The following is a 19160-nucleotide window of genomic DNA, read 5'->3' on the forward strand; positions in this document are numbered from 1 at the left end:
CCTCGGCCCCGCGGGGCTCAAACTGTGGCTGCCGCCGGTCAGTACGCAGACGAACCCTGTTCGCCTTTGACGATTGCAATACCGGAGCTGGCGCCAATACGTGTTGCACCTGCAGCAATCATAGCCTGTGCGTCCTCGAGGGAACGCACGCCTCCGGAGGCCTTGACCCCCAAATCCGGGCCCACTGTGCTCCGCATGAGGGCCACATCCTCGACGGTGGCGCCTCCGCCGTTGAAGCCCGTTGAGGTCTTGACGAAGTCGGCGCCGGCCTCTACGGCCGCTTCGCAGGCCAGAACCTTCTGGTCATCGCTGAGCAGGGCAGTCTCGATGATGACCTTGAGGATCGCCTCGCCCTGGTGGACGGCCTCGGCGACGGCCCTGATGTCGTCCACCAGGGCGCCCTTGTCCGAAGCCCTGGCCGCAGCGATGTTGATGACCATGTCCACTTCGTCGGCGCCGTCCAGCACGGCCCCGCGGGCCTCGAACGCCTTGACGTCGCCGGGCGTGGCGCCCAGCGGGAAACCCACCACGGAACACGTGAGCACACCGGTGCCCTTGAGCGCTGTCTTCACCGTCTTGACCCACACCGGGTTCACGCACACCGACTTGAATTTGTACTCGGCGGCCTCGGCACACACCTTGAGGATTTCCGCCTCGCTGGCCTCCGGCTTCAGCAGCGTGTGGTCAATGAAGGAAGCGATGCCCGACGCGTCGCTACCCTCCCCGGGAGTTCCTGCGGGGCTGGTCGCGGTGCCCGTCCGGGCGCTTGTCTCGTTGCTCATGCTGGTCCTTTCCGCCGGGGCCCCGTGTGTCGCGGCGTCCTTGCGAACCATCCTGCCACAGCAGGAAAGCTATGCAGCCGTGGCCAGTTGCCCCACGGAAAGCTCCGCCATGAGCTCGGCGGCGCAGGCGCCGGCAGCGGACCCGGACGCCACCAGCAGACCCAGCCGCACGCCGTCGAACGCTGCCGCATCCCCGATGGCCCAGATGCCCGGCACGGAGGAGCGGAAGTCACGGCCGACGACGATCCCGCCGGACGCCGCAGTCTCTACGCCGGCGGCGGCTGCGAGGCCGTCCCGGGGCGTGCGGTCCTCGGCGAGGACCACGAGGTCGCCGTTCATGCGGCTGCCGTCCTCGAACACGACGCCGGCGGCCGGCAGCATGGAGCCGGCAAGCGTTGGTACCACGGCGGCGGGCCGGGCGGTGGTGCGGACCGGCCGGACGCCGCGGGCGCGGAGCACCGCTTCGGCCTGCCCGGCGGCGGGGCCGGTGCCTACCAGGATGCCCAGCGGCCTGCGGCCCAGGACCCGGGTGACTTCCTTGACGGCATGGCCGATCGTGGCTGCATCGTCGATGGTGGAGTAGCTGAGGCAGCGGTCCGCGCCGTCGACCGGTGAGTCCACCGGGGCAGAGCCGGTGGCGATGACCAGCTGGTCGTAGCCAAACTCCATGCCGTCGGCGGTGGTGACCACCTTGGCGGTGGCGTCGATGTGGCTGGCCGGCTGGCCGAAGCGTACGGAGACGAACGGCAGGGCGGCCAGTTCCAGCAGGTCCTCGGTGGCGTCGTCGCGGCTGCTCAGCACTGTGACGGTTCCGGAGAACTGCGCTGCGGCCAGCTGGGCCACGAGAGCCTGGGCGGCCGGGCCTGCACCGGCGATGACGATCTTCGAAGCGGCGTCGCGGGCCGGATCAGAGTATGAACCGGTGGAGGGGGCGGTGGCGGTGGACGGAAACTGTGCCGGAGCGGACATGTGCGGGCCCTTTCGAATGCTGCACCAGGCGGGCCGATCTGGGGCCCTGTTGTGCTGATGGGACCCAGCCTAGGGGGAGCATTTTTCGCGGGTGTTTCCCGGCCGTTGCGGAATTGTCCCCGGCCGTTCACTGCTTTTTACCGCCCGGTAACAAAAGGGAGCTTTTGTACAGATATCACGCCCAAAACCACGTTTTTGGGGCCAGTATCTGTACAAAAACTCCCTCTGTTATTCGCATCACACGGGTAGTCGCATGACACCGTGTTCTCCGGCCGCTAGACGCGGATGCGGTACCCGCGCTTCACCACTGTTTCCACGAGCTTGCCGTCGGGCAGGGAGGACCGGAGCCGGCTGACCGTCATGTCCAGCGCGTGCACCGAGCCGCGGAGTTCCAGGAGCTCGGAGAGGGACTCCCGGGAAAGGACCGCACCGCCGGCGCCCAGGAGCGCGCGGAGCAGCAGCAGCGGCGCCGGGGCGATCTCCACCGGCTCGCCGTCAATGCGCAGCGACCGGCCGCGCAGTTCCACGTTTCCGGAGCGTGTGTCCAGCCGGCGGACATGGTTCAGCGCGAGGTGCTCGCACACCAGCCTGATCAGCGCGCCCATCCGGAACCGCTCCGGCACCAGCGGAGTGATGCCGGCATCGAGCAGCGGCTGCGCGGTTACCGGACCGACGACGGCGGTCGTCACGGTGGTCTTGAGGCTCTCCACGAGCTGCTTGTACAGCCCCATCTCGTGGGCCGTGCTCCACATGGCGTCCACGGCGGGGGCACTCGTGAAGGTGAGGACGTCCAGGTTGCCGCTGCAGGCGGCCTCGATCAGGCGGGGGAGCCGGTCGGCGCCGTCGGGCTTGACCCAGCGGTACGGTGTCACGGTCAGTACCGTGGCGCCGGACATCCGCAGCCGTTCCAGCTGGCGGACATCCGTGTAGCCGTGCAGCTGCACCGCCACGGTCTTGCCGCGCACGCCTTCGGCCAGCAGCATGTCCACCAGCGTTGCGGTGGTCTCGTCGCTGCTGATTCCGACGTCGGCCAGGCCGGCGGCGCGCACGGCGCCGCGGGCCTTGGGTCCGCGGACGAACATCCGGCAGGCGCCCAGGGTTTCCAGCAGCTCCTCACCGATCCCCGAAGCGTCTGCCGCCTCGCACCAGCGGCGCATGCCGTAGGCGGTGGTGGCGATGCAGAGGTCGGGCTTGGCCGCGATGATCGCCTTGGTGTCCTCGATGAGGCTGATGTCCTCGTTCACGGGGGCGATCTTCAGTGCCGGGGCGTGCAGGACCTCGGCGCCGCGGCGTTCCAGGGCCTCGATGAGGTCCCGCGAACGGCGGTGGGACGTGACGCCGATCCGGAAACCCTCCAGCGGGGCTTCGGCGGCCGCCTCCGGCGCTGTTTCGCTGAGGGCGGTTTCGGCGGGTGCTGTTTCAGTGGGGGCTAGTACATTCATTGCGTTCATGCCTATCACGAACCCAGCAGCGAGGCCGCCAGACGGTCGAGTTCCGCCTCGGCCTCGGCGTGCCCGCGGTTGGCCTCAGCCACCCGCACCACCTCGCCGATCACCAGGACGGCGGGGTTGCTGCAGCCGGCGGCGGCAGTTGCGATGGTGCCCAGTTCGGCGATGGTGGTCTTCTGGCCCGGCCGGTAGCCGCGCTCCACCACGGCCATGGGCATGTCGGCGCGCATCCCCGCGCGACGCAGGCCGGCGGCGAGGTGGTGCAGCGTGCCGATGCCCATCAGCACCACGATGGTTCCGCCCAAGCCGGCCAGGTGCGTCAGTTCCTTCTCCGTGAGCGGCGCGTGGCCGGACACGACGGTGAACATGTGGCTGACCTCGCGGTGCGTCACGGGGATGCCGGCGGCAGCCGGCACGGAGATGGCGCTCGTTACGCCGGAAATCACCCGTACAGGGACGCCGGCGGCGACGCAGGAGGCAACTTCCTCACCGCCGCGGCCGAAGACGTACGGGTCACCGCCCTTGAGGCGCACCACGTTGTTACCTTCCAAAGCGGAAGCGACCATGAGCTTCTCGATGTCGCACTGGCTCACCTTGTGGTGTCCCGGGCGCTTTCCGACGTCGACCAGCTCGGCAGAGGTGAGGGACGCCAGCTCCTGGTACGGGGCCAGCCGGTCGTAGAACACGACGTCGGCATCCCGCAGGGCTTTGACGGCCGCCACGGTCAGCAGCTCGCCGGTGCCCGGGCCGCCGCCAACCAGCGTGACGTGGCCGGCCCGGCCGGCGGCCGGCTCGGCCGCCACCGGAATGCCGGCGGCGCGGCAGCGGTCCAGCAGCGGCTCCCAGCCGGTCTGGCCGTCGTCGACCGCCGCGACGAGGAACGGGCGCTCGGGCAGCGGACCGTCGTGCCCGGCACCCTGCGGGGTGCTGAGGCGGGAGACGACGGCGCCGGCTGCTTCGTAGCGGCGCACGGCCTGGCGGGCGGCGAAATCCGAGCCGGTGACCAGGACGTCGCGTCCGGTGAGATCAATGCTGAGCTGCATGCCTATACCTCGTTCTCATCGCGGGGCCGCATGGGGATGGATGCCCCGATCAGCACCTTGCCTTTTTCCTCAGCCGTGGCAGGACGCATCTGGCCGCGCTCGTCCGGGACGAACGTGATGGAATCGTCCTTCTGGTCGGGGGCGTTGACGAAGGAGCGGAACCGGCGCAGGCGCTCGGGGTCCTTCAGGGTGTCTGCCCACTCGTCAATGTAGGTGTCCACGTGCTTCGCCATCGCGGCCTCGAGATCCTCGGCGATGCCCAGGGTGTCCTTGACCACTACGTCCTCGACGTGCTTGATGCCGCCGTCGAGCTCTTCCTGCCAGCGGGCAGTGCGCTGCAGGCGGTCGGCGGTGCGGATGTAGTACATGAAGTAGCGGTCGATGTACTTGATCAGAGTTTCGTCATCGAGGTCCTTGGCCAGCAGCTGGGCGTGTGCCGGGGTGGCACCGCCGTTGCCGCCGACGTACAGGTTCCAGCCGTCCGCGGTGGCGATCACGCCGACGTCCTTGCCGCGGGCCTCGGCACACTCGCGGGCGCAGCCGGAGACGCCCATCTTGAGCTTGTGCGGGCTGCGGAGGCCGCGGTAGCGGAGCTCCAGCTGGATGGCCATGGCCACCGAGTCCTGGACGCCGAAGCGGCACCAGGTGGAACCGACGCAGGACTTCACCGTGCGAAGGCTCTTGCCGTAGGCCTGGCCTGACTCGAAGCCGGCGTCCACCAGTTCCTTCCAGATCTCCGGGAGCTCCTCCAGCCGGGCGCCGAACATGTCGATGCGCTGGCCACCGGTGATCTTGGTGTAGAGGTTGTACTTCTCGGCGACGGCGGCGATGACGCCGAGCTTCTTCGGGGTGATCTCACCGCCGGCGATGCGCGGGACCACCGAGTAGGTGCCGTCCTTCTGCATGTTGGCGAGGGCGCGGTCGTTGGTGTCCTGCAGGGTGCCGCGGCCGGCGTCCAGCACGTAGGCGCTGTTCTGGCTGGCCAGGATGTTTGCGATGGTCGGCTTGCAGATGTCGCAGCCGGCACCGGTGCCGTACTTGGCCATGACCTCTTCGAAGGACGTCAGTTCCAGGACGCGGATAGTCTCGAAGAGTTCCTGGCGGGACAGTTCGATGTGCTCGCAGAGGGCCTTGGAGACTTCGACGCCGGACTTGGTCAGTTCGGTTTCCAACAGCTTCTTGAGCATCGGCACGCAGGAACCGCACTGGGTGCCTGCGCGGGTGCAGCCCTTGAGCTCGCCGAGTTCCTGGACGGGGGCGTTGCCGTCGCAGGCGCCGCAACCGTTGATGGCGTCGCGGATGGTTCCGGCGGTGACGTTGTTGCAGGAACAAAGGGTGGCGTCGTCCGGCAGCTCGGTCTCGGGGGCTTCCCCGCCGCCGGCGGCGGTCAGGTAGGCGCCGGGCTCTGCCGGGAGCTCGCGGCCCAGGAGCGGGCGGAGGCTGGTGTAGGGGGCTGCGTCGCCCACGAAGATGCCGCCCAGCAGGGTCTTGGCGTCGTCCGTGGTGACAATCTTTTGGTAGACGCCGCGGGCGGGGTCCGCGTACACGATTTCGAGGGCGTGCTCGGTCCGGGCGAACGCGTCGCCGAAGCTGGCTACGTCCACGCCGGAAAGCTTGAGCTTCGTGGCGGTGTCGAAGCCGGGGAACGTTGCCTCGCCGCCGTGCAGGCGGTCGGCCACGATTTCGGCCATGGTGTTGGCCGGAGCCACGAGTCCCAGGCACATGCCCTCGAAGTTTGCTACCTCACCGATGGCCCAGATGCCCGGCACCTGGGTGGCGCAGTAGTCGTTAATGACCACGCCGCCGCGGGGGCCAAGGTCAAACAGCGGTTCCTCGCCTTCGGCGGCGCGGAAGAGTTCGTCGCGGGGCTTGACGCCAATGGCAACGATGACGAGGTCTGCCGGGATGGTGCGGCCGTCGGCCATCAGTACACCGGTGACCTGGCCGTCGTCGTCCGCGAGGATTTCGGAGGGGAACACCCCGCCGTGGACCTCGAAGCCCTTCGCCTCGATGAGGCGGCCCAGGGCCTGCCCGGCGCCTTCGTCGAGCTGGGTGTTCATGAGCCAGGGGGCGCCGTTGATGACGACGGGTGTGGCGCCGAGCTGTTCGGTGCCGGCCGCGGATTCGAGGCCGAGGAGGCCGCCGCCGATGGTGACGGCGTTGACCTTGCGGCCGAGCTTTTCGCTGAGTTCGGTGATGGACTTGTTGATGGCCCAGACATCTTCGAGGGTGCGGTAGACGTGCACTCGCTCGGCGCCGGGCAGCGGGAGCCGGGCGGCGTCCGAACCGGTGGCGACCACGAGTTCGTCGTATTCATAGGTGTTGCCGGCTGCGGTTTCAACGGACTTGCCCGCGGTGTCGATCTTCACCACGCGCTCGCCCGTCTGCAGGGTCAGCGACTCGTGGTCCCACATGGAAGCAGTACCCAGCGTCAGGTCAACGGTGCTGTCCGTGAGGGCCTTGCTGAGGGCAACGCGGTCATAGGGCAGGTGGGCTTCTTCGGTCAGAACAGTTACCTGCCAGCCTTCGAGGCCACGGGCATGCATTGCGTCCGCAAAACGGTGGGCCGCCGGGCCGCCGCCGGCGACGACGATGCGGCGCGGAGTCTCTGTGCTTGAAGTCTGTTCGGTCACTGTGGGCCTTTCGCATGGGCCGCAGACGGTGCTCTGCAGCTTGTCCATCCAGACTAGGCAGCCGCAGTTTCGCTTCAGTTTCCCAATTGTTTCGTGAACTTAACTTCTGCATCACGGGATTGTTTCGGGCCATGTGAGGTGTCTTTTACGTACCCGACACATTGACTGCACCCCTTCGAAACACCGTCACCCTAGCTTTGGAATACGGCCGCAGCGACGGCAACAGCAGGCGCACTACACGCCTTGCAGGACCGGCAAGCGGCCGGAAAGCACGCAAAAAGGGAGAGGAGCCGGACATGACGGCAACACTGGAACTTGAGGATCTCGCCACCGGATATGCAGCAGGCTGGCACCGCGTCTGCGCGGTGGAGGACCTGGAACTGGCCTGGGGCGAAGCGGCACTCGTGGCCGGCCGGCAGGTGGCCCTGTTCCGCACGGGCCCCGGTGAGGTTTTCGCCGTAGCGCAGGAGGATCCGGCCACGGGCGCTTTCGTTATGGCGCGCGGCATCCTCGGATCACGCGGCACGCGCCCCACCATCGCCTCGCCGCTGCACAAGGAGGTCTACGACCTCGAGACGGGCGAGTGCTTTGGAAACCCGGAGCTGCGCCTGGCGGCGTTCGGCACGCGCATCGTGGACGGCTTTATCGAGGTTGAGCTCTAAAACCCCAGGGCACTAACAAGGCCCAGGGCAAGTTACAGCCCCAGGGCCTCGCGCACGTCAGTGAGTACCAGGTCCAGCGCGGCCCTCGCCGCCAGCCGGGCCTCGGGCAGTTCAGCGGCCGAGCCGACGCTCTGGATGACCTCCAGGTAGCACTTGAGTTTCGGCTCCGTGCCGCTCGGCCGGATGATCACGCGGCTCAGGTCGCGGGTCACGTAAAGCAGTCCGTCGGTCGGAGGCAGCTGTTCGCTGCCTTCGGCCAGATCCACGAATGACTCCACGGCCGACCCGCCAAACGATTCGGGCGGGTTCACGCGCAGCCGGTTCATCATGGCATCCAGCAGGCCGAGGTCACCCACGCGGATGCTCAGCTGGTCACTCGCGTGGAGCCCGTGCACCAGATACAGCTCGTCCAGGGTGTCGAAGATCGTCTTGCCCTCAGCCTTGGCTGCGGCCGCCAATTCCGCGATCAGCACCGCGGCGGACAGTCCGTCCTTGTCACGGACCAGATCCGGCGCAACGCAGTAACCCAGCGCCTCCTCATAGCCGTAGACGAGGCCCGGCACCCGGGAAATCCACTTGAACCCGGTCAGCGTTTCCTCATGCGCATACCCGGCTGCGGCGGCGATGCGCGAAAGCAGCCGCGACGAAACAATCGAATTGGCGAACACGCCGCCGCCCGCCTCCACTCCGGAAGCGTCCGCTCCGGAAACGTCGGCTCCGGTTGAGGCCGCTTTGGAGGCGGCCAGGCGCGCTACGACGTGCGCTCCCAGGAGGGCGCCCACCTCATCGCCCCGCAGCATCCGCCACGCACCCGTGTCCGGGTCCTTCGCGGCCACCGCGGCACGGTCGGCGTCCGGGTCGTTGGCCAGCACGATGTCTGCGTCCGCCTGCATCGCCTCACCTAGGGCCAGATCCAGGGCGCCCGGTTCCTCAGGGTTGGGAAAACTGACGGTGGGGAAGTCCGGGTCCGGCTCCGCCTGTTCGCTGACCAGCGTCACGTCGGTGAATCCGGCTGCCCGGAGGACGGAGACAGCCGTCGCTCCACCGACGCCGTGCAACGGTGTCAGGACGATCTTCAGGTCCCGGGCCGGGAAGAGCCCGCGGTCGGCCAGCCCTGCCGTGGCGGCCCCGTAGTCCTGGACGATCCCGTCGTCCAGGACCGTCCAGCCGTCCCGGACCAGGGGGATCGAGGCGAGGTCGCCCACCTTGCTGATTTCGGTGGCGATCAGGGCGTCGTACGGCGCCACGATCTGCGCGCCCCGGCCGCTTTCCTCCACCGCATGCCGGCCGAGGTAGACCTTGTAGCCGTTGTCCTGTGGGGGGTTGTGGCTGGCTGTGACCATCACACCGCCGTCGCAGTCCAGCGCCCGGACCGCATACGCCAGCAGCGGCGTCGGCAGGGGAGCCGGCATCAGGAACGTCTCGATGCCCGCCGCAGTGAACACCGCCGCTGTCTCCGTCGCGAAAATGTCGGAGTTGTAGCGGGCGTCATAGCCGACGACGGCGCGCGGCCGTGTTCCGGGCGCAGCCTCCGACACCGCGCGGACCAGGAAATTGGCGAAGCCCGCCGCTGCGCGGCGGACCACGACGCGGTTCATCCGGTTGGGCCCCGGGCCCAGGGCGGCACGCAGGCCGGCCGTTCCGAACTGCAGCGTTCCCCGGAAGCTGTCTTCAAGGTCCTGCCGGGCGGCGGGCGTGCCGGCCTCGGTGAGCTTCACGAGTTCGGTCAGCGTTGCCGCGGTCCGGGGATCCGGATCCTGGGCGGCCCAGGCACGGGCGTCGTTGAGCAGCTGCAGATCGGCTTCGGAGGACGTCATGGAAACCAAACTATCGTCAAAGTGCGGCGGAGCGGTGCCGGACGGGGCTGCGGACCGGTCACAACCTCACCGGTTCATGGCGGCCGGAGCGCTCCTTGACAAGAGATTCTGGACACGTACTGTCTTGGATGTGAAGTTGAACCAGGGGGTGGAGTGGGCCCTCCACTGCTGCGTCAATATGGCATGGGCGCCCGCCGGGGAAGCGATCAGCTGCGGCCGGCTGGCCGGGCTGTATAAGCTGCCACCGGCGTACCTGAACAAACAGCTTCAGTGCCTGGTGCGGGCAGGCGTCCTGCAGTCCGTGTCCGGCCCCAGGGGAGGGTTCCAGCTGGCGCGGCGGCCTGACCGGATCTCGGTGCTGGACGTCGTGCTGGCCATCGAAGGCCGGGACCTGGCGTTCCGCTGCGACGGCATCCTGGCGAACTGTCCCGGCGGTGATGCGGACCAGGACTACTTCCGCAACTGCATCATCTCGCAGTCCATGCGCCAGGCGGAGCTGTCCTGGCGGACCGAACTCGCACGGCAGACCGTGGCAGGCATTGCGCAGTCCCTCGAACGGCGGTTCCCCGAGGCTCGGGCCAGCTCGCTCGCACAACTCCTCGCCACAAACGGCACGCGGGGCTAGAGGGGGACTAAAGCCGGCCGATGATTTCCGCCAGGAGCTTGGAGATGCGCGGCCCCGCAGCGTGTCCGGCTTCGAGCACTTCCTCATGGCTCAGCGGCGTCGGGCTGATGCCGGCGGCGAGATTGGTGACCAGCGAAATGCCGAAGACCTCCATGCCGGCGTGCCGGGCAGCGATGGCCTCCAGCGCCGTGGACATGCCCACCAGATCGGCACCGATACGCTTGGCGTACTGCACCTCGGCCGGCGTCTCGTAGTGCGGGCCGGTGAACTGGGCGTAGACACCTTCGTCCAGGGACGGGTCCACCTCGCGGGCCAGGTCCCGGATCCGCGGCGAGTACAGATCGGTCAGGTCCACGAAGGTGGCGCCCTCGAGCGGGGACGCCGCGGTGAGGTTGATGTGATCTTTGATGAGCACGGGGGTGCCGGGTGCCCAGTCTTCGTTGAGCCCGCCGCAGCCGTTGGTGATCACCAGGGTCCGGCAGCCCGCGGCGGCCGCGGTGCGCACGCCATGGGCCACGGCCCGGACTCCCTTGCCCTCGTAGTAGTGCGTGCGGGCGCCGAGGACCAGGGCGCGCTTGCCTTCACGCGTCAGCACCGACCGGATGGTGCCCACGTGTCCCTCCACGGCGGGAGCCGAAAAGCCGGGCACCTCCGACGCCGCCAGCGTGGCAGTGGTCTCGCCGATGAGATCGGCAGCCTCGGCCCAGCCCGAGCCCAGGACCAAGGCGATGTCGTGCGCTTCGACGCCGGTCTCTGACGCGATGTAGTCCGCGGCCGTGCGTGCCGCCTCGAAGGGGTCCGTGTCCAGGAATTCTGTTGTGCTCACCCGGTCCAAGCTACCGTGCCGCAACCGGTGCGGGCAGCAGAAACGCGCCCACTCCGGGCTGCCCGGCCGGCACCGGACGGTTGGTGGTCCGGCGCAGGATGCGGGACAATGGTCGTTTGTGACTATGCATCCTGATTTCAGCGCCCCCCGAATCGCAATTCTCGGCGGAGGTCCGGGTGGCTATGAAGCCGCCATGGTGGCCGCCTCGCTGGGAGCCGTAGTCACCATCATCGAGCGGGCCGGCCTTGGCGGCTCCGCGGTGCTGACCGACGTCGTGCCGTCCAAGACGCTGATAGCGACGGCGGACCTGATGACCCGCGTCAGCGGCGCGGGGGAGCTGGGGGTCAAGTTCGACGTCGACGGCGGGGACTTCGTTCCGGTCATGCGCGCCGACCTCAAGCACATCAATGACCGCCTGCTCGGCCTCGCCCGCCAGCAGTCCCTCGACATCCAGACCGGCTTGGAGCACCAGAACGTCCGCATCCTGAACGGCTCCGGCAAGCTGGTGGACAACCACACCATCGAGGTCCTGACGGCCGACGGAACCGAAACGGTTGAGGCCGATGCCATCCTGCTGACCGTTGGGGCGCACCCGCGGGAGCTGCCCACGGCACGGCCGGACGGCGAGCGGATCCTGAACTGGGCCCAGATCTACAACCTGGACGAGCTGCCGGAGGAACTGATCGTGGTGGGTTCCGGCGTGACCGGTGCCGAGTTCGCCTCCGCCTACAACGGCCTGGGCTCGAAGGTCACCCTGATCTCCAGCCGCGACCGCGTGCTTCCGGGTTCCGACACGGACGCCGCCGAGGTGCTGGAAGAGGTTTTCGAACGCCGCGGTGTGAAGGTGCTGTCCCGTTCGCGGGCTGAGACGGTGGAACGGACCGACGACGGCGTGGTGGTCACCCTCGGTGACGGCTCCCAGGTCGCGGGCAGCCACTGCCTGGTCTGCGTGGGCTCAATTCCCAACACGGCCGGCATCGGCCTGGAGGAAGCCGGCGTCGCACTGACCGAAAGCGGCCACATTAAGGTCGACGGCGTATCCCGCACCACCGCCCCGAACATCTACGCCGCCGGTGACTGCACCGGCGTCCTGGCCCTCGCCTCCGTCGCGGCCATGCAGGGCAGGATCGCGATTGCGCATTTCCTAGGCGACCAGGTGACCCCCATCAAGCTGCACCAGGTGGCGTCCAACATCTTCACGTCCCCCGAGATCGCGTCGGTGGGCGTGTCCGAGGCAGAGATCGAGTCCGGCAAGTACCAGGGCGACATCATCAAGCTGTCCCTGAAGAGCAACGCCCGCGCCAAGATGCGCAACGTCAAGGACGGCTTCGTCAAGATCTTCGCCCGCAAGGGATCCGGGACAGTGATCGGCGGCGTGGTGGTGGGCGCCAACGCGTCCGAGCTGATCTTCGCCATCTCCATCGCGGTGAAGCAGAAACTGCACGTCGACGACGTCGCCAGCACCTTCACGGTGTACCCGTCGCTTAGCGGTTCCATCTCTGAGGCTGCACGCCGGCTGCACGTGCACATCTAAGCGGCGCCGGCTGGTCGCCTGTTCGGCTGGTCGGCCCTGTCCCGCTGGACGCCGCACATCCTGTGAATGGCGGCTTGCTCCTAGTCGCCACCGGCAGAGCTGAGTAAAATTCAGACTGTCGATCCCCGGGGTTGGCGGCACCGGGCTGCGACAGACCGATCACGTGCGGTCAGCCAAGCGGAGGTACTTCCGGACGGTCGGACCGCGGAAGCCAGGAGCATGCCATGATCACTGTTCAAAAAGCCGCAATCAACACCGCCCTCGTCGCGGCCCTCGTGGGCGGCGGTGCCTACCTCGCCATGGGCTATCCCGTCATCGCCTCGTCGACCGGAAGCCAGTCCAGCACGGACTCCGCCAAAGGTGGCCACCAGGCAAACGGGATCACCGAGCAGCTGCTGACGGGGACCACCGCCACCAGGGTGAAGAATGCGGTGCTCGCGGCCAACCCCGGCGCGACAGTCCACCGGGTTGAGACCGACGCCGAGGGCGCGGTCTACGAAGCACACATCACGAAGGCTGACGGCTCGCGGGCCACAGTGAAGCTGGACGGTTCCTTCAACATCACCGCCACGGAAGCCGGGCACGGACGCAGGTAAGTGCCGGGGCTCAGGAACAGGCGTAAGGAGGAACGGCGTCGCCGGGCGCGAAGGGCTCGAACCAGTGCCGGATATCCAGCTTGCCAGTACCCTGTTCGTCGGCGCCGTCCGCGTGGAGTGCGCCGTCCGCGTACAGGGTTCCTGAGTCGGCGTCTTCCAGCAGGACCTCCTCAACGATGGCCCGCCACTCCTCCGGGAGGTCCAGTTCGTAAATGTCCTCGGTGATCCGGGCCTGGTCGAGCAGGCAACGGACAGCGAGTTCGCCTGCGAGGCAGCCGGGGGCAGCCCAGCCGCGGGCAAAGGACGCGGTGACGTCCGCTGCCACCACAATGAACCGCTGCGTGAACTTCGCGTCATAGTTGGAAGCGAACTGCGGGGGCAGCGAGGACAGCACGGACGTTCCGGCGATGGCCTCAGGTGTGACAGTGTCCAGTTCATGCAGCGTGCCGAGGTCGCGGAACAGCTGGTCGATGAGGATGCTGGACGAATTCCACAGCAGGCCTGCCAGCAGCCGCGTCTGGCGCGCGGACCGCTCCCGGTCGTCGGAGCCGGCGGAGGCCATCTCCGCCAGGTCCTCGGGGTCGAACTGGAGCCGCTGTTCGGCGGTCATGTCGTCGGGATGCGGGTCCAGCCCCAGGAGCTCAAGGCTCAGCCCGGTCAGCTTTTCGGAATCGGCCAGCAGTTCTTCGGTGATGTCGTCGTCTTCGTCGGCATTCATGCCACCGATGCTACCGGCCAGCCGCGGTCAGCCCGATTTGTGTGACGCGGCAGCTCAAAGGTACGTGCAAGGTCCGGTCACCCGGCAGCGGCCTTAGGCGGCAGCTCCCTGAAAGTGCTTCTCGATCAATCCCTTGATGTCCTCGTGGCAGCCGCCGCAGCCGGTGCCGGCCCGGGTGGAAGCGGAAACCTCTGCCACGGTGGAGCAGCCGCCGGCCACCGCGTCGGCGATTTTGCCTCCGCTGACGCCGGCGCAGCGGCACACCGTGCTCTCGGGGTCGTTGGAGGCACCGGCCGAGGCCAGCTGGTCGGGTCCGTCGAGGCGCAGGAGCAGGGACCTGTCCGCAGGCAGTTCGGCGCCGCGTTCGAAGAGCTGCACCAGCTCTCCCGCGGTGCGCGGCATGCCCACGCTGACCAGGCCCTCCAGCACTCCGCCACGGGTGGTCATCTTGACGTAGCGCCCGTGCTCGGGGTCGGCCCACTGGGCGATCTGCAGGCGCGGCCTGCCGTTGACGGCTCCGGCTGTCAGGACTTCCTCATCCCAGGGTTCGACGGAGTTTTCGCCGGCCACCGCCATGTTCATGCCGCGGGCCTTCAGCACGATTACACCGGGCTTTTCCTGGGGGAGCGGGGGCAGTGAATCGGCGTCCTCCGCGGCACCCTCGGACTGGAGCAGGAGGTACTCGGCGAGCCATTCGGCCTGCCGCCAGCCGGGACCTACCAGGCCGGACGGTCCGCGCGCGGTGCGGCACTCGATGCAGGCAGGATCCGGGCAGCTGACCTCGGCGCAGTCGCCGATGGCGAAGATGTGCGGCTCGTGGTGGGCACGCAGCCGGTGATCCACCAGGATGCCTGTCCCGGTGGAGAGCCCGCAGCCCTCGGCGAGTTCAATGCGCGGGCGGACGCCGCAGGACAGGACCAGCAGGTCGCCGTCGATCGCCGACCCGTCGTCCAGCAGCAGAGCGGAGAACCCGCCGTCGGGGGCGTTGTGCTCAACGCCCGTGGAACGGGCATTGCCGGCCACCCGGACGCCGCAGTTGCGCAGGCTGGCGGCCAGAACGGCACCGCCGCCGCGGTCGATGTTCCGGCCCAGCGGGTGGGGCCCGTTGTGCACCACCGTGACCGTGGCGCCCTCTTCTGCGGCCGCCAAGGCTGTCTCAAGCCCCAGCACGCCGCCGCCCAGCACCACCACGCGCTTGCGGCCAGCCACCGCCTGGCGCAGCACCTCGGCGTCGCGGAGGTCGCGGAGCGCGGTGACACCCGGCGGGAGGACCGGAGCTGCGGGGTCTGGGTTCAGCCCTGTGAGGTTCGGGATCACGGGCCGGGAACCGGTGGCGAAGACCAGTCGGTCGTAGTGGGCCGAGCTGCCGTCCGAAAGGATGACTCTTTGCCGTGCACGGTCCACCCGCCGAACCTTCACGCCCAGCCGGACATCCACGCCGTCGGCCACCAGGGCTGCGGCGTCGGCCAGGGCCAGCGCCTCAGCGGTGGTGCGGCCGACCCCAAGGTCGGCCACCAGCACCCGGTTGTAGGCTGCCTCGGCCTCCTGGCCGATGACCGTCAGCCCCACCTGCCCGGCGCGCAGTGCCGGCAGCAGTTCGTCGACCAGCCGCGCGGCCACCGGACCGAATCCGACAATTACAATCTGCTCGCTCATGAGGCCTCCGATGTCTGAAGAACACTGGTTATCGGGGTGGCCGCTGCCAGCCGGACCCAGACTTTGTTGAACTTGAATTCGGGCATTCCCGAGATGGGATCCGTGGCCGCTTCCGTGAGCCGGTTCGCGCTTTCCAGCTCGGGGAAGTGGAACGGCAGGAAGACGGTCTCGGGGCGGATGGCGGTGCTGAGTTCGGCGCGGCAGACCACTTCACCGCGCTCGTTCGCCACCGAGACCTCCGCACCGTCCGTGATGCCCATGGCCGCGGCGGCTGCCGGATGGATTTGCATCCTGGCCTCGGGCTGGGATGCCAGGAGCTCTGCCACCCGCCGGGTCTGCGCGCCCGACTGGTAGTGCTCCAGCAGGCGGCCGGTGATGAGGGTCATGGGTTTGGCGGCCGGGTCTGGATTCGCCATTGGAGTACGACGGCGGCGGGGAGCCACCGCCGTCATGACCGCCTTGCCGTCCGGATGGGCAAACGCGTCCAGGAACATGCGTGGCGTTCCGGTGCTGCCGGCGGGGTAGGGCCAGTACGCTGCTGCGCCGCTGTCCAGCATGGCGTAGTCGATGCCGGAATAGTCGGCCGCCCCGCCAGCGGATGCCAGGCGCAGTTCTTCGAAGACGGTCTCCGGATCGTCGCTGTAGGTGGACGGTGCGTCGAGTGCCTCGGCCAGCCGGGCCATGATCCACAGCTCGCTGCGCGCACCGGCGGGTGGCTGGATCGCCTGGCGGCGGCGGAGGACGCGGCCTTCGAGGTTGGTCAGGGTGCCTTCCTCCTCGGCCCACTGCAGCACCGGCAGGACGAGGTCGGCCTCGGCTGCGGTCTCTGACATGAAGAAGTCGCAGACCACCAGGAAATCCAGGCTGCGGAGCCCTCGGATGACGGCGTTGGCGTCCGGCGAGGCGACGGCGATGTTGGAGGCATGCACGAAAAGGCAGCGGACGCCGTCGGGCTGTCCCAGTGACTTGAGCAGCTGGACGGCCGGCAGGCCGGGGCCCGGGATGAGGGACTCGGGGACGTTCCAGACCTTCGCCATGTGTGCCCGGGCGGCGGGGTCGGTGATCTTGCGGTAGCCGGGCAGCTGATCGGCCTTCTGGCCGTGCTCGCGGCCGCCCTGGCCGTTGCCCTGGCCCGTGAGCGTGCCGTAGCCGCTGCGGGTGCTGCCGGGAAGGCCCAGCAGGAGGCTGAGGTTAATGGCCGCCGTGGCGGTGTCGGTGCCGTCCACGTGCTGCTCCACGCCACGCCCGGTCAGGATGTAGCTGCCGCCCCGGCGGGCGCCGGCGGCCAGCCGCCGGGCCGTCTCGCGGATGAGCTCGGCGGGTACGCCGGTGATGGATTGGACCCGCTCCGGCCAGTAGGCGTTGACGGACCGGACCACGGCGTCGAAGCCGGTGGTGCGCGCCTGGATGTAGTCGGCGTCGAGGAGGCCCTCGTGGATCACCACGTGGGAGAGGCCCAGCAGCAGGGAGAGGTCGGTGCCCGGAAGGGGCTGCAGGTGCAGCCCGCCGCCATCGGAGGTGAATGCGGCGGTGGCGGAACGCCGAGGGTCCACCACGATGAGGCCGCCGGCGTCGCGGACACCCTGCAGGTGCTGGACGAAGGGCGGCATGGTCTCGGCCACGTTCGAGCCGAGCATCAGGATGGTGCTGGCGGTGTCCAGCGCCTCAAGCGGGAAGGGCAGCCCGCGGTCCAGGCCGAAGGCCCGCATGCCCGCGGCAGCCGCCGACGACATGCAGAACCGGCCGTTGTAGTCGATCCGCGAAGTGCCCAGCGCGAGACGGGCGAACTTGCCCAGCTGGTACGCCTTTTCGTTGGTGAGGCCGCCGCCGCCGAACACACCGACGGAGTCCACACCGTACCTGGCACGGGCGTCCTTGACGGCGGCGGTGACGCGGCCCAGGGCCTCGTCCCAGGAGATGGGGCGGAAGACGCCGTCGGGCCCCTTGAACATGGGCTCCGTGACGCGTCCGGGATGCTGCAGGAGCGATGCAGACGTCCACCCCTTGCGGCAGAGGCCGCCGCGGTTGGTGGGGAAGTCGCGGCCGCTCACTTCAAGGGCCGGCACGGCCGGCACGGGGTCTGACCCCGGCTGCACAGCCGGGGTCAGCCCTGTTGCGGCCGGGGCCGCAGGGGACTTGAGCGTCATGGCGCACTGCAAAGCGCAGTAAGGGCAGTGCGTGTCGGCGCTTTTGGTCATGTTAGACGTGTCCCATCGCGTTTCGGTTGGCGTTGCGGATGTAGCAGAACCAGCAGACGGTGAGCATCAGGGCGTACGCTCCGACGAATCCGTAGAAGGCCGGGGTGTAGGAGCCGCTGGCCGTGTTGGAGGCGTTCAGCACCTGCGGGATGACGAACCCGCCGTAGGCGCCGATGGCGGAGATCAAACCGAGCGCCGAGGAGGCCAGTCGCTGGGTCTGCACCGAGCTGGCTCCGGAGCGGGCCGCGCGGCTGGACGTCGCGAAGATCACCGGGATCATTCGGTAAGTGGCGCCGTTTCCGAAGCCGCTGGCGGTGAACAGCATCAGGAACAGGACCAGGAAGAGCCAGAAGTTCTTCAGCGGCAGCGTCCAGATCATCGTCAGCGTGATGACGGCCATGGCGGCGAAGGCTGACACGGTCATCCGGGCCCCTCCCATGCGGTCAGCCATGCGGCCGCCGTAGGGGCGGGCCAGCGAGCCGACCAGCGGTCCGAGGAAGGCCAGGGAAAGGGCCACAGCGCCGACCGAGATGGAGGAGAAGGCCGGGAAGTAGTCCTTGATGAGCTTGGGGAAGACGCCGGCGAATCCGATGAAGGAGCCGAACGTTCCAATGTAGAGCAGTGCCATGACCCACAGGTGGGGTTCCTTGATCGCTGCGAGGGATCCGGCCACGTCGCCCTTGGCGCTCGTGAGGTTGTTCATGTACTTGTAGGCGCCGAAGGCTGCGAGCAGGATCAGCGGGATCCACATGAGGCCGGCGACGGGGAGGTTGACGCTGCCGGCGGCCAGCACCGTGATGGCGATCGGGACAGCAAGCTGTGCCACAGCTGCGCCGAGGTTGCCGCCGGCGGCGTTCAGGCCCAGGGCCCAGCCCTTTTCACGGGCCGGGTAGAAGAAGGTGATGTTGGCCATCGAGCTGGCGAAGTTGCCGCCGCCGAAGCCTGCAAGGGCCGCTACGAACAGCATGACGCCGAACGGTGTTTCCGGGTTGGAGACGCACAGGGCGAGCCCTGTGGAGGGGATCAGCAGCAGCAGGGCGGAGACGATCGTCCAGTTCCGGCCGCCGAAGCGCGGAACCATGAACGTGTAGGGGATCCGGAGCGTGGCGCCGACGAGGCTGGGCATGGAGATCAGCCAGAAGATTTCGGACGTGCTGAACGTGAATCCTGCGGCGGGGAGCTGGACCACCACGATGGACCACAGCTGCCAGACGACGAAGCCAAGGAACTCGGCGAAGATGGACCAGTTGAGGTTGCGGCGCGCTATGGAGCGGCCCTGGGATTCCCACTGGTGCTTGTTCTCGGCGTCCCAGTTGGCGATCCAGCGTCCGGGACGCTCTTCAAGGGCGGGTGCCTCGGTGGTGGTGGCGGCGGCAAGATCGAGGGAATTGTGGGTCCCGACGTCTGCGGTGCGGTCAGCAGTCACGGTATACCTCCTTGGGGAATGTTGTCCTTCCAAGGTAGGGACAGCGCGTTTCGCAGACGGTCGCGGTTTGTTAACGTGCTGTGACATTTGCCTATCAGGCCGCATTGGGCGGCGTTAGGCTTGTCGGACGACCTCATGTTGAGACAACCAGGAAAGTCCGTATTCTGGACCGCTTGTCCGTTGCGTGGACGGCGGGAACTAAGATTGAACTCTGTTTTATCCCTATG

At 68.1% G+C, this 19160-nt stretch carries 15 protein-coding genes; 4 read left to right on the top strand and 11 right to left on the bottom strand.

All coding sequences use genetic code 11. The annotated features are described in order from the left end of the window. Positions 1-38 precede the first annotated feature (38 nt). The 5 genes from deoC to nirB form a co-directional block, all read right to left on the bottom strand. Positions 39-782: a deoxyribose-phosphate aldolase gene (gene deoC / locus QFZ33_RS08150; RefSeq protein WP_307026444.1), complete on the bottom strand. Its 744-nt coding sequence runs from the start codon at positions 780-782 to the stop codon at positions 39-41. 69 nt (positions 783-851) lie between these two features. Continuing rightward, complete coding sequence (locus QFZ33_RS08155; protein ID WP_307026446.1) at positions 852-1751, bottom strand: FAD-dependent oxidoreductase; 900 nt, start codon at positions 1749-1751, stop codon at positions 852-854. A gap of 275 nt (positions 1752-2026) precedes the next feature. Next, positions 2027-3193: a uroporphyrinogen-III synthase gene (locus QFZ33_RS08160; protein ID WP_307026448.1), complete on the bottom strand. Its 1167-nt coding sequence runs from the start codon at positions 3191-3193 to the stop codon at positions 2027-2029. 14 nt (positions 3194-3207) lie between these two features. Next, on the bottom strand, positions 3208-4242 hold the full coding sequence (gene cobA / locus QFZ33_RS08165; RefSeq protein WP_307026450.1) for a uroporphyrinogen-III C-methyltransferase: 1035 nt from the start codon (positions 4240-4242) through the stop codon (positions 3208-3210). A 2-nt stretch (positions 4243-4244) separates the two neighbouring features. Further along, positions 4245-6875 (bottom strand): nitrite reductase large subunit NirB, encoded by a 2631-nt coding sequence (gene nirB / locus QFZ33_RS08170; RefSeq protein WP_307026452.1) that lies wholly within the window; start codon positions 6873-6875, stop codon positions 4245-4247. A gap of 296 nt (positions 6876-7171) precedes the next feature. Between nirB and nirD the strand changes: the two genes are divergently transcribed. After that, a complete protein-coding gene (gene nirD / locus QFZ33_RS08175) occupies positions 7172-7537 on the top strand; it encodes a nitrite reductase small subunit NirD (RefSeq protein WP_307026454.1) in 366 nt (121 codons plus the stop codon). A gap of 32 nt (positions 7538-7569) precedes the next feature. Here the strand turns inward: nirD and QFZ33_RS08180 are convergent, their stop codons facing one another. Beyond that, on the bottom strand, positions 7570-9354 hold the full coding sequence (locus QFZ33_RS08180) for a phospho-sugar mutase (protein WP_307026456.1): 1785 nt from the start codon (positions 9352-9354) through the stop codon (positions 7570-7572). Between the two features lie 130 nt (positions 9355-9484). Here QFZ33_RS08180 and QFZ33_RS08185 point away from each other — a divergent pair, with 130 nt between their 5' ends. Next, positions 9485-9979, top strand: coding sequence for an RrF2 family transcriptional regulator (locus QFZ33_RS08185; RefSeq protein ID WP_307026458.1), 495 nt, complete (start codon positions 9485-9487; stop codon positions 9977-9979). Positions 9980-9986: 7 nt separating this feature from the next. Here QFZ33_RS08185 and QFZ33_RS08190 read toward each other — a convergent pair whose 3' ends face one another. After that, complete coding sequence (locus tag QFZ33_RS08190) at positions 9987-10805, bottom strand: purine-nucleoside phosphorylase (protein ID WP_307026460.1); 819 nt, start codon at positions 10803-10805, stop codon at positions 9987-9989. A 118-nt stretch (positions 10806-10923) separates the two neighbouring features. On the opposite strand from QFZ33_RS08190, the gene QFZ33_RS08195 reads away from it, so the two are divergent. Together QFZ33_RS08195 and QFZ33_RS08200 are read left to right on the top strand one after the other, a co-directional pair. Continuing rightward, positions 10924-12339, top strand: a complete 1416-nt coding sequence (locus QFZ33_RS08195) for an NAD(P)H-quinone dehydrogenase (protein ID WP_307026462.1) — start codon at positions 10924-10926, stop codon at positions 12337-12339. A gap of 224 nt (positions 12340-12563) precedes the next feature. Further along, positions 12564-12935 (top strand): hypothetical protein, encoded by a 372-nt coding sequence (locus QFZ33_RS08200; protein WP_307026464.1) that lies wholly within the window; start codon positions 12564-12566, stop codon positions 12933-12935. Positions 12936-12945: 10 nt separating this feature from the next. Here the strand turns inward: QFZ33_RS08200 and QFZ33_RS08205 are convergent, their stop codons facing one another. From QFZ33_RS08205 to QFZ33_RS08220, 4 genes are all read right to left on the bottom strand, one after another. Next, positions 12946-13653, bottom strand: a complete 708-nt coding sequence (locus tag QFZ33_RS08205) for a hypothetical protein (protein WP_307026466.1) — start codon at positions 13651-13653, stop codon at positions 12946-12948. A 93-nt stretch (positions 13654-13746) separates the two neighbouring features. Beyond that, positions 13747-15309: an FAD-dependent oxidoreductase gene (locus QFZ33_RS08210; RefSeq protein WP_307026467.1), complete on the bottom strand. Its 1563-nt coding sequence runs from the start codon at positions 15307-15309 to the stop codon at positions 13747-13749. After that, positions 15306-17507, bottom strand: coding sequence for a molybdopterin oxidoreductase family protein (locus tag QFZ33_RS08215; RefSeq protein ID WP_307026469.1), 2202 nt, complete (start codon positions 17505-17507; stop codon positions 15306-15308). The genes QFZ33_RS08210 and QFZ33_RS08215 overlap by 4 nt, the downstream gene beginning before the upstream one ends. A 1-nt stretch (position 17508) precedes the next feature. Next, positions 17509-18933: an MFS transporter gene (locus QFZ33_RS08220; RefSeq protein WP_307026471.1), complete on the bottom strand. Its 1425-nt coding sequence runs from the start codon at positions 18931-18933 to the stop codon at positions 17509-17511. Between the last annotated feature and the right edge of the window lie 227 nt (positions 18934-19160).

This window comes from Arthrobacter globiformis, from assembly GCF_030815865.1.
In the GTDB taxonomy this organism is placed as follows: domain Bacteria; phylum Actinomycetota; class Actinomycetes; order Actinomycetales; family Micrococcaceae; genus Arthrobacter; species Arthrobacter globiformis_B.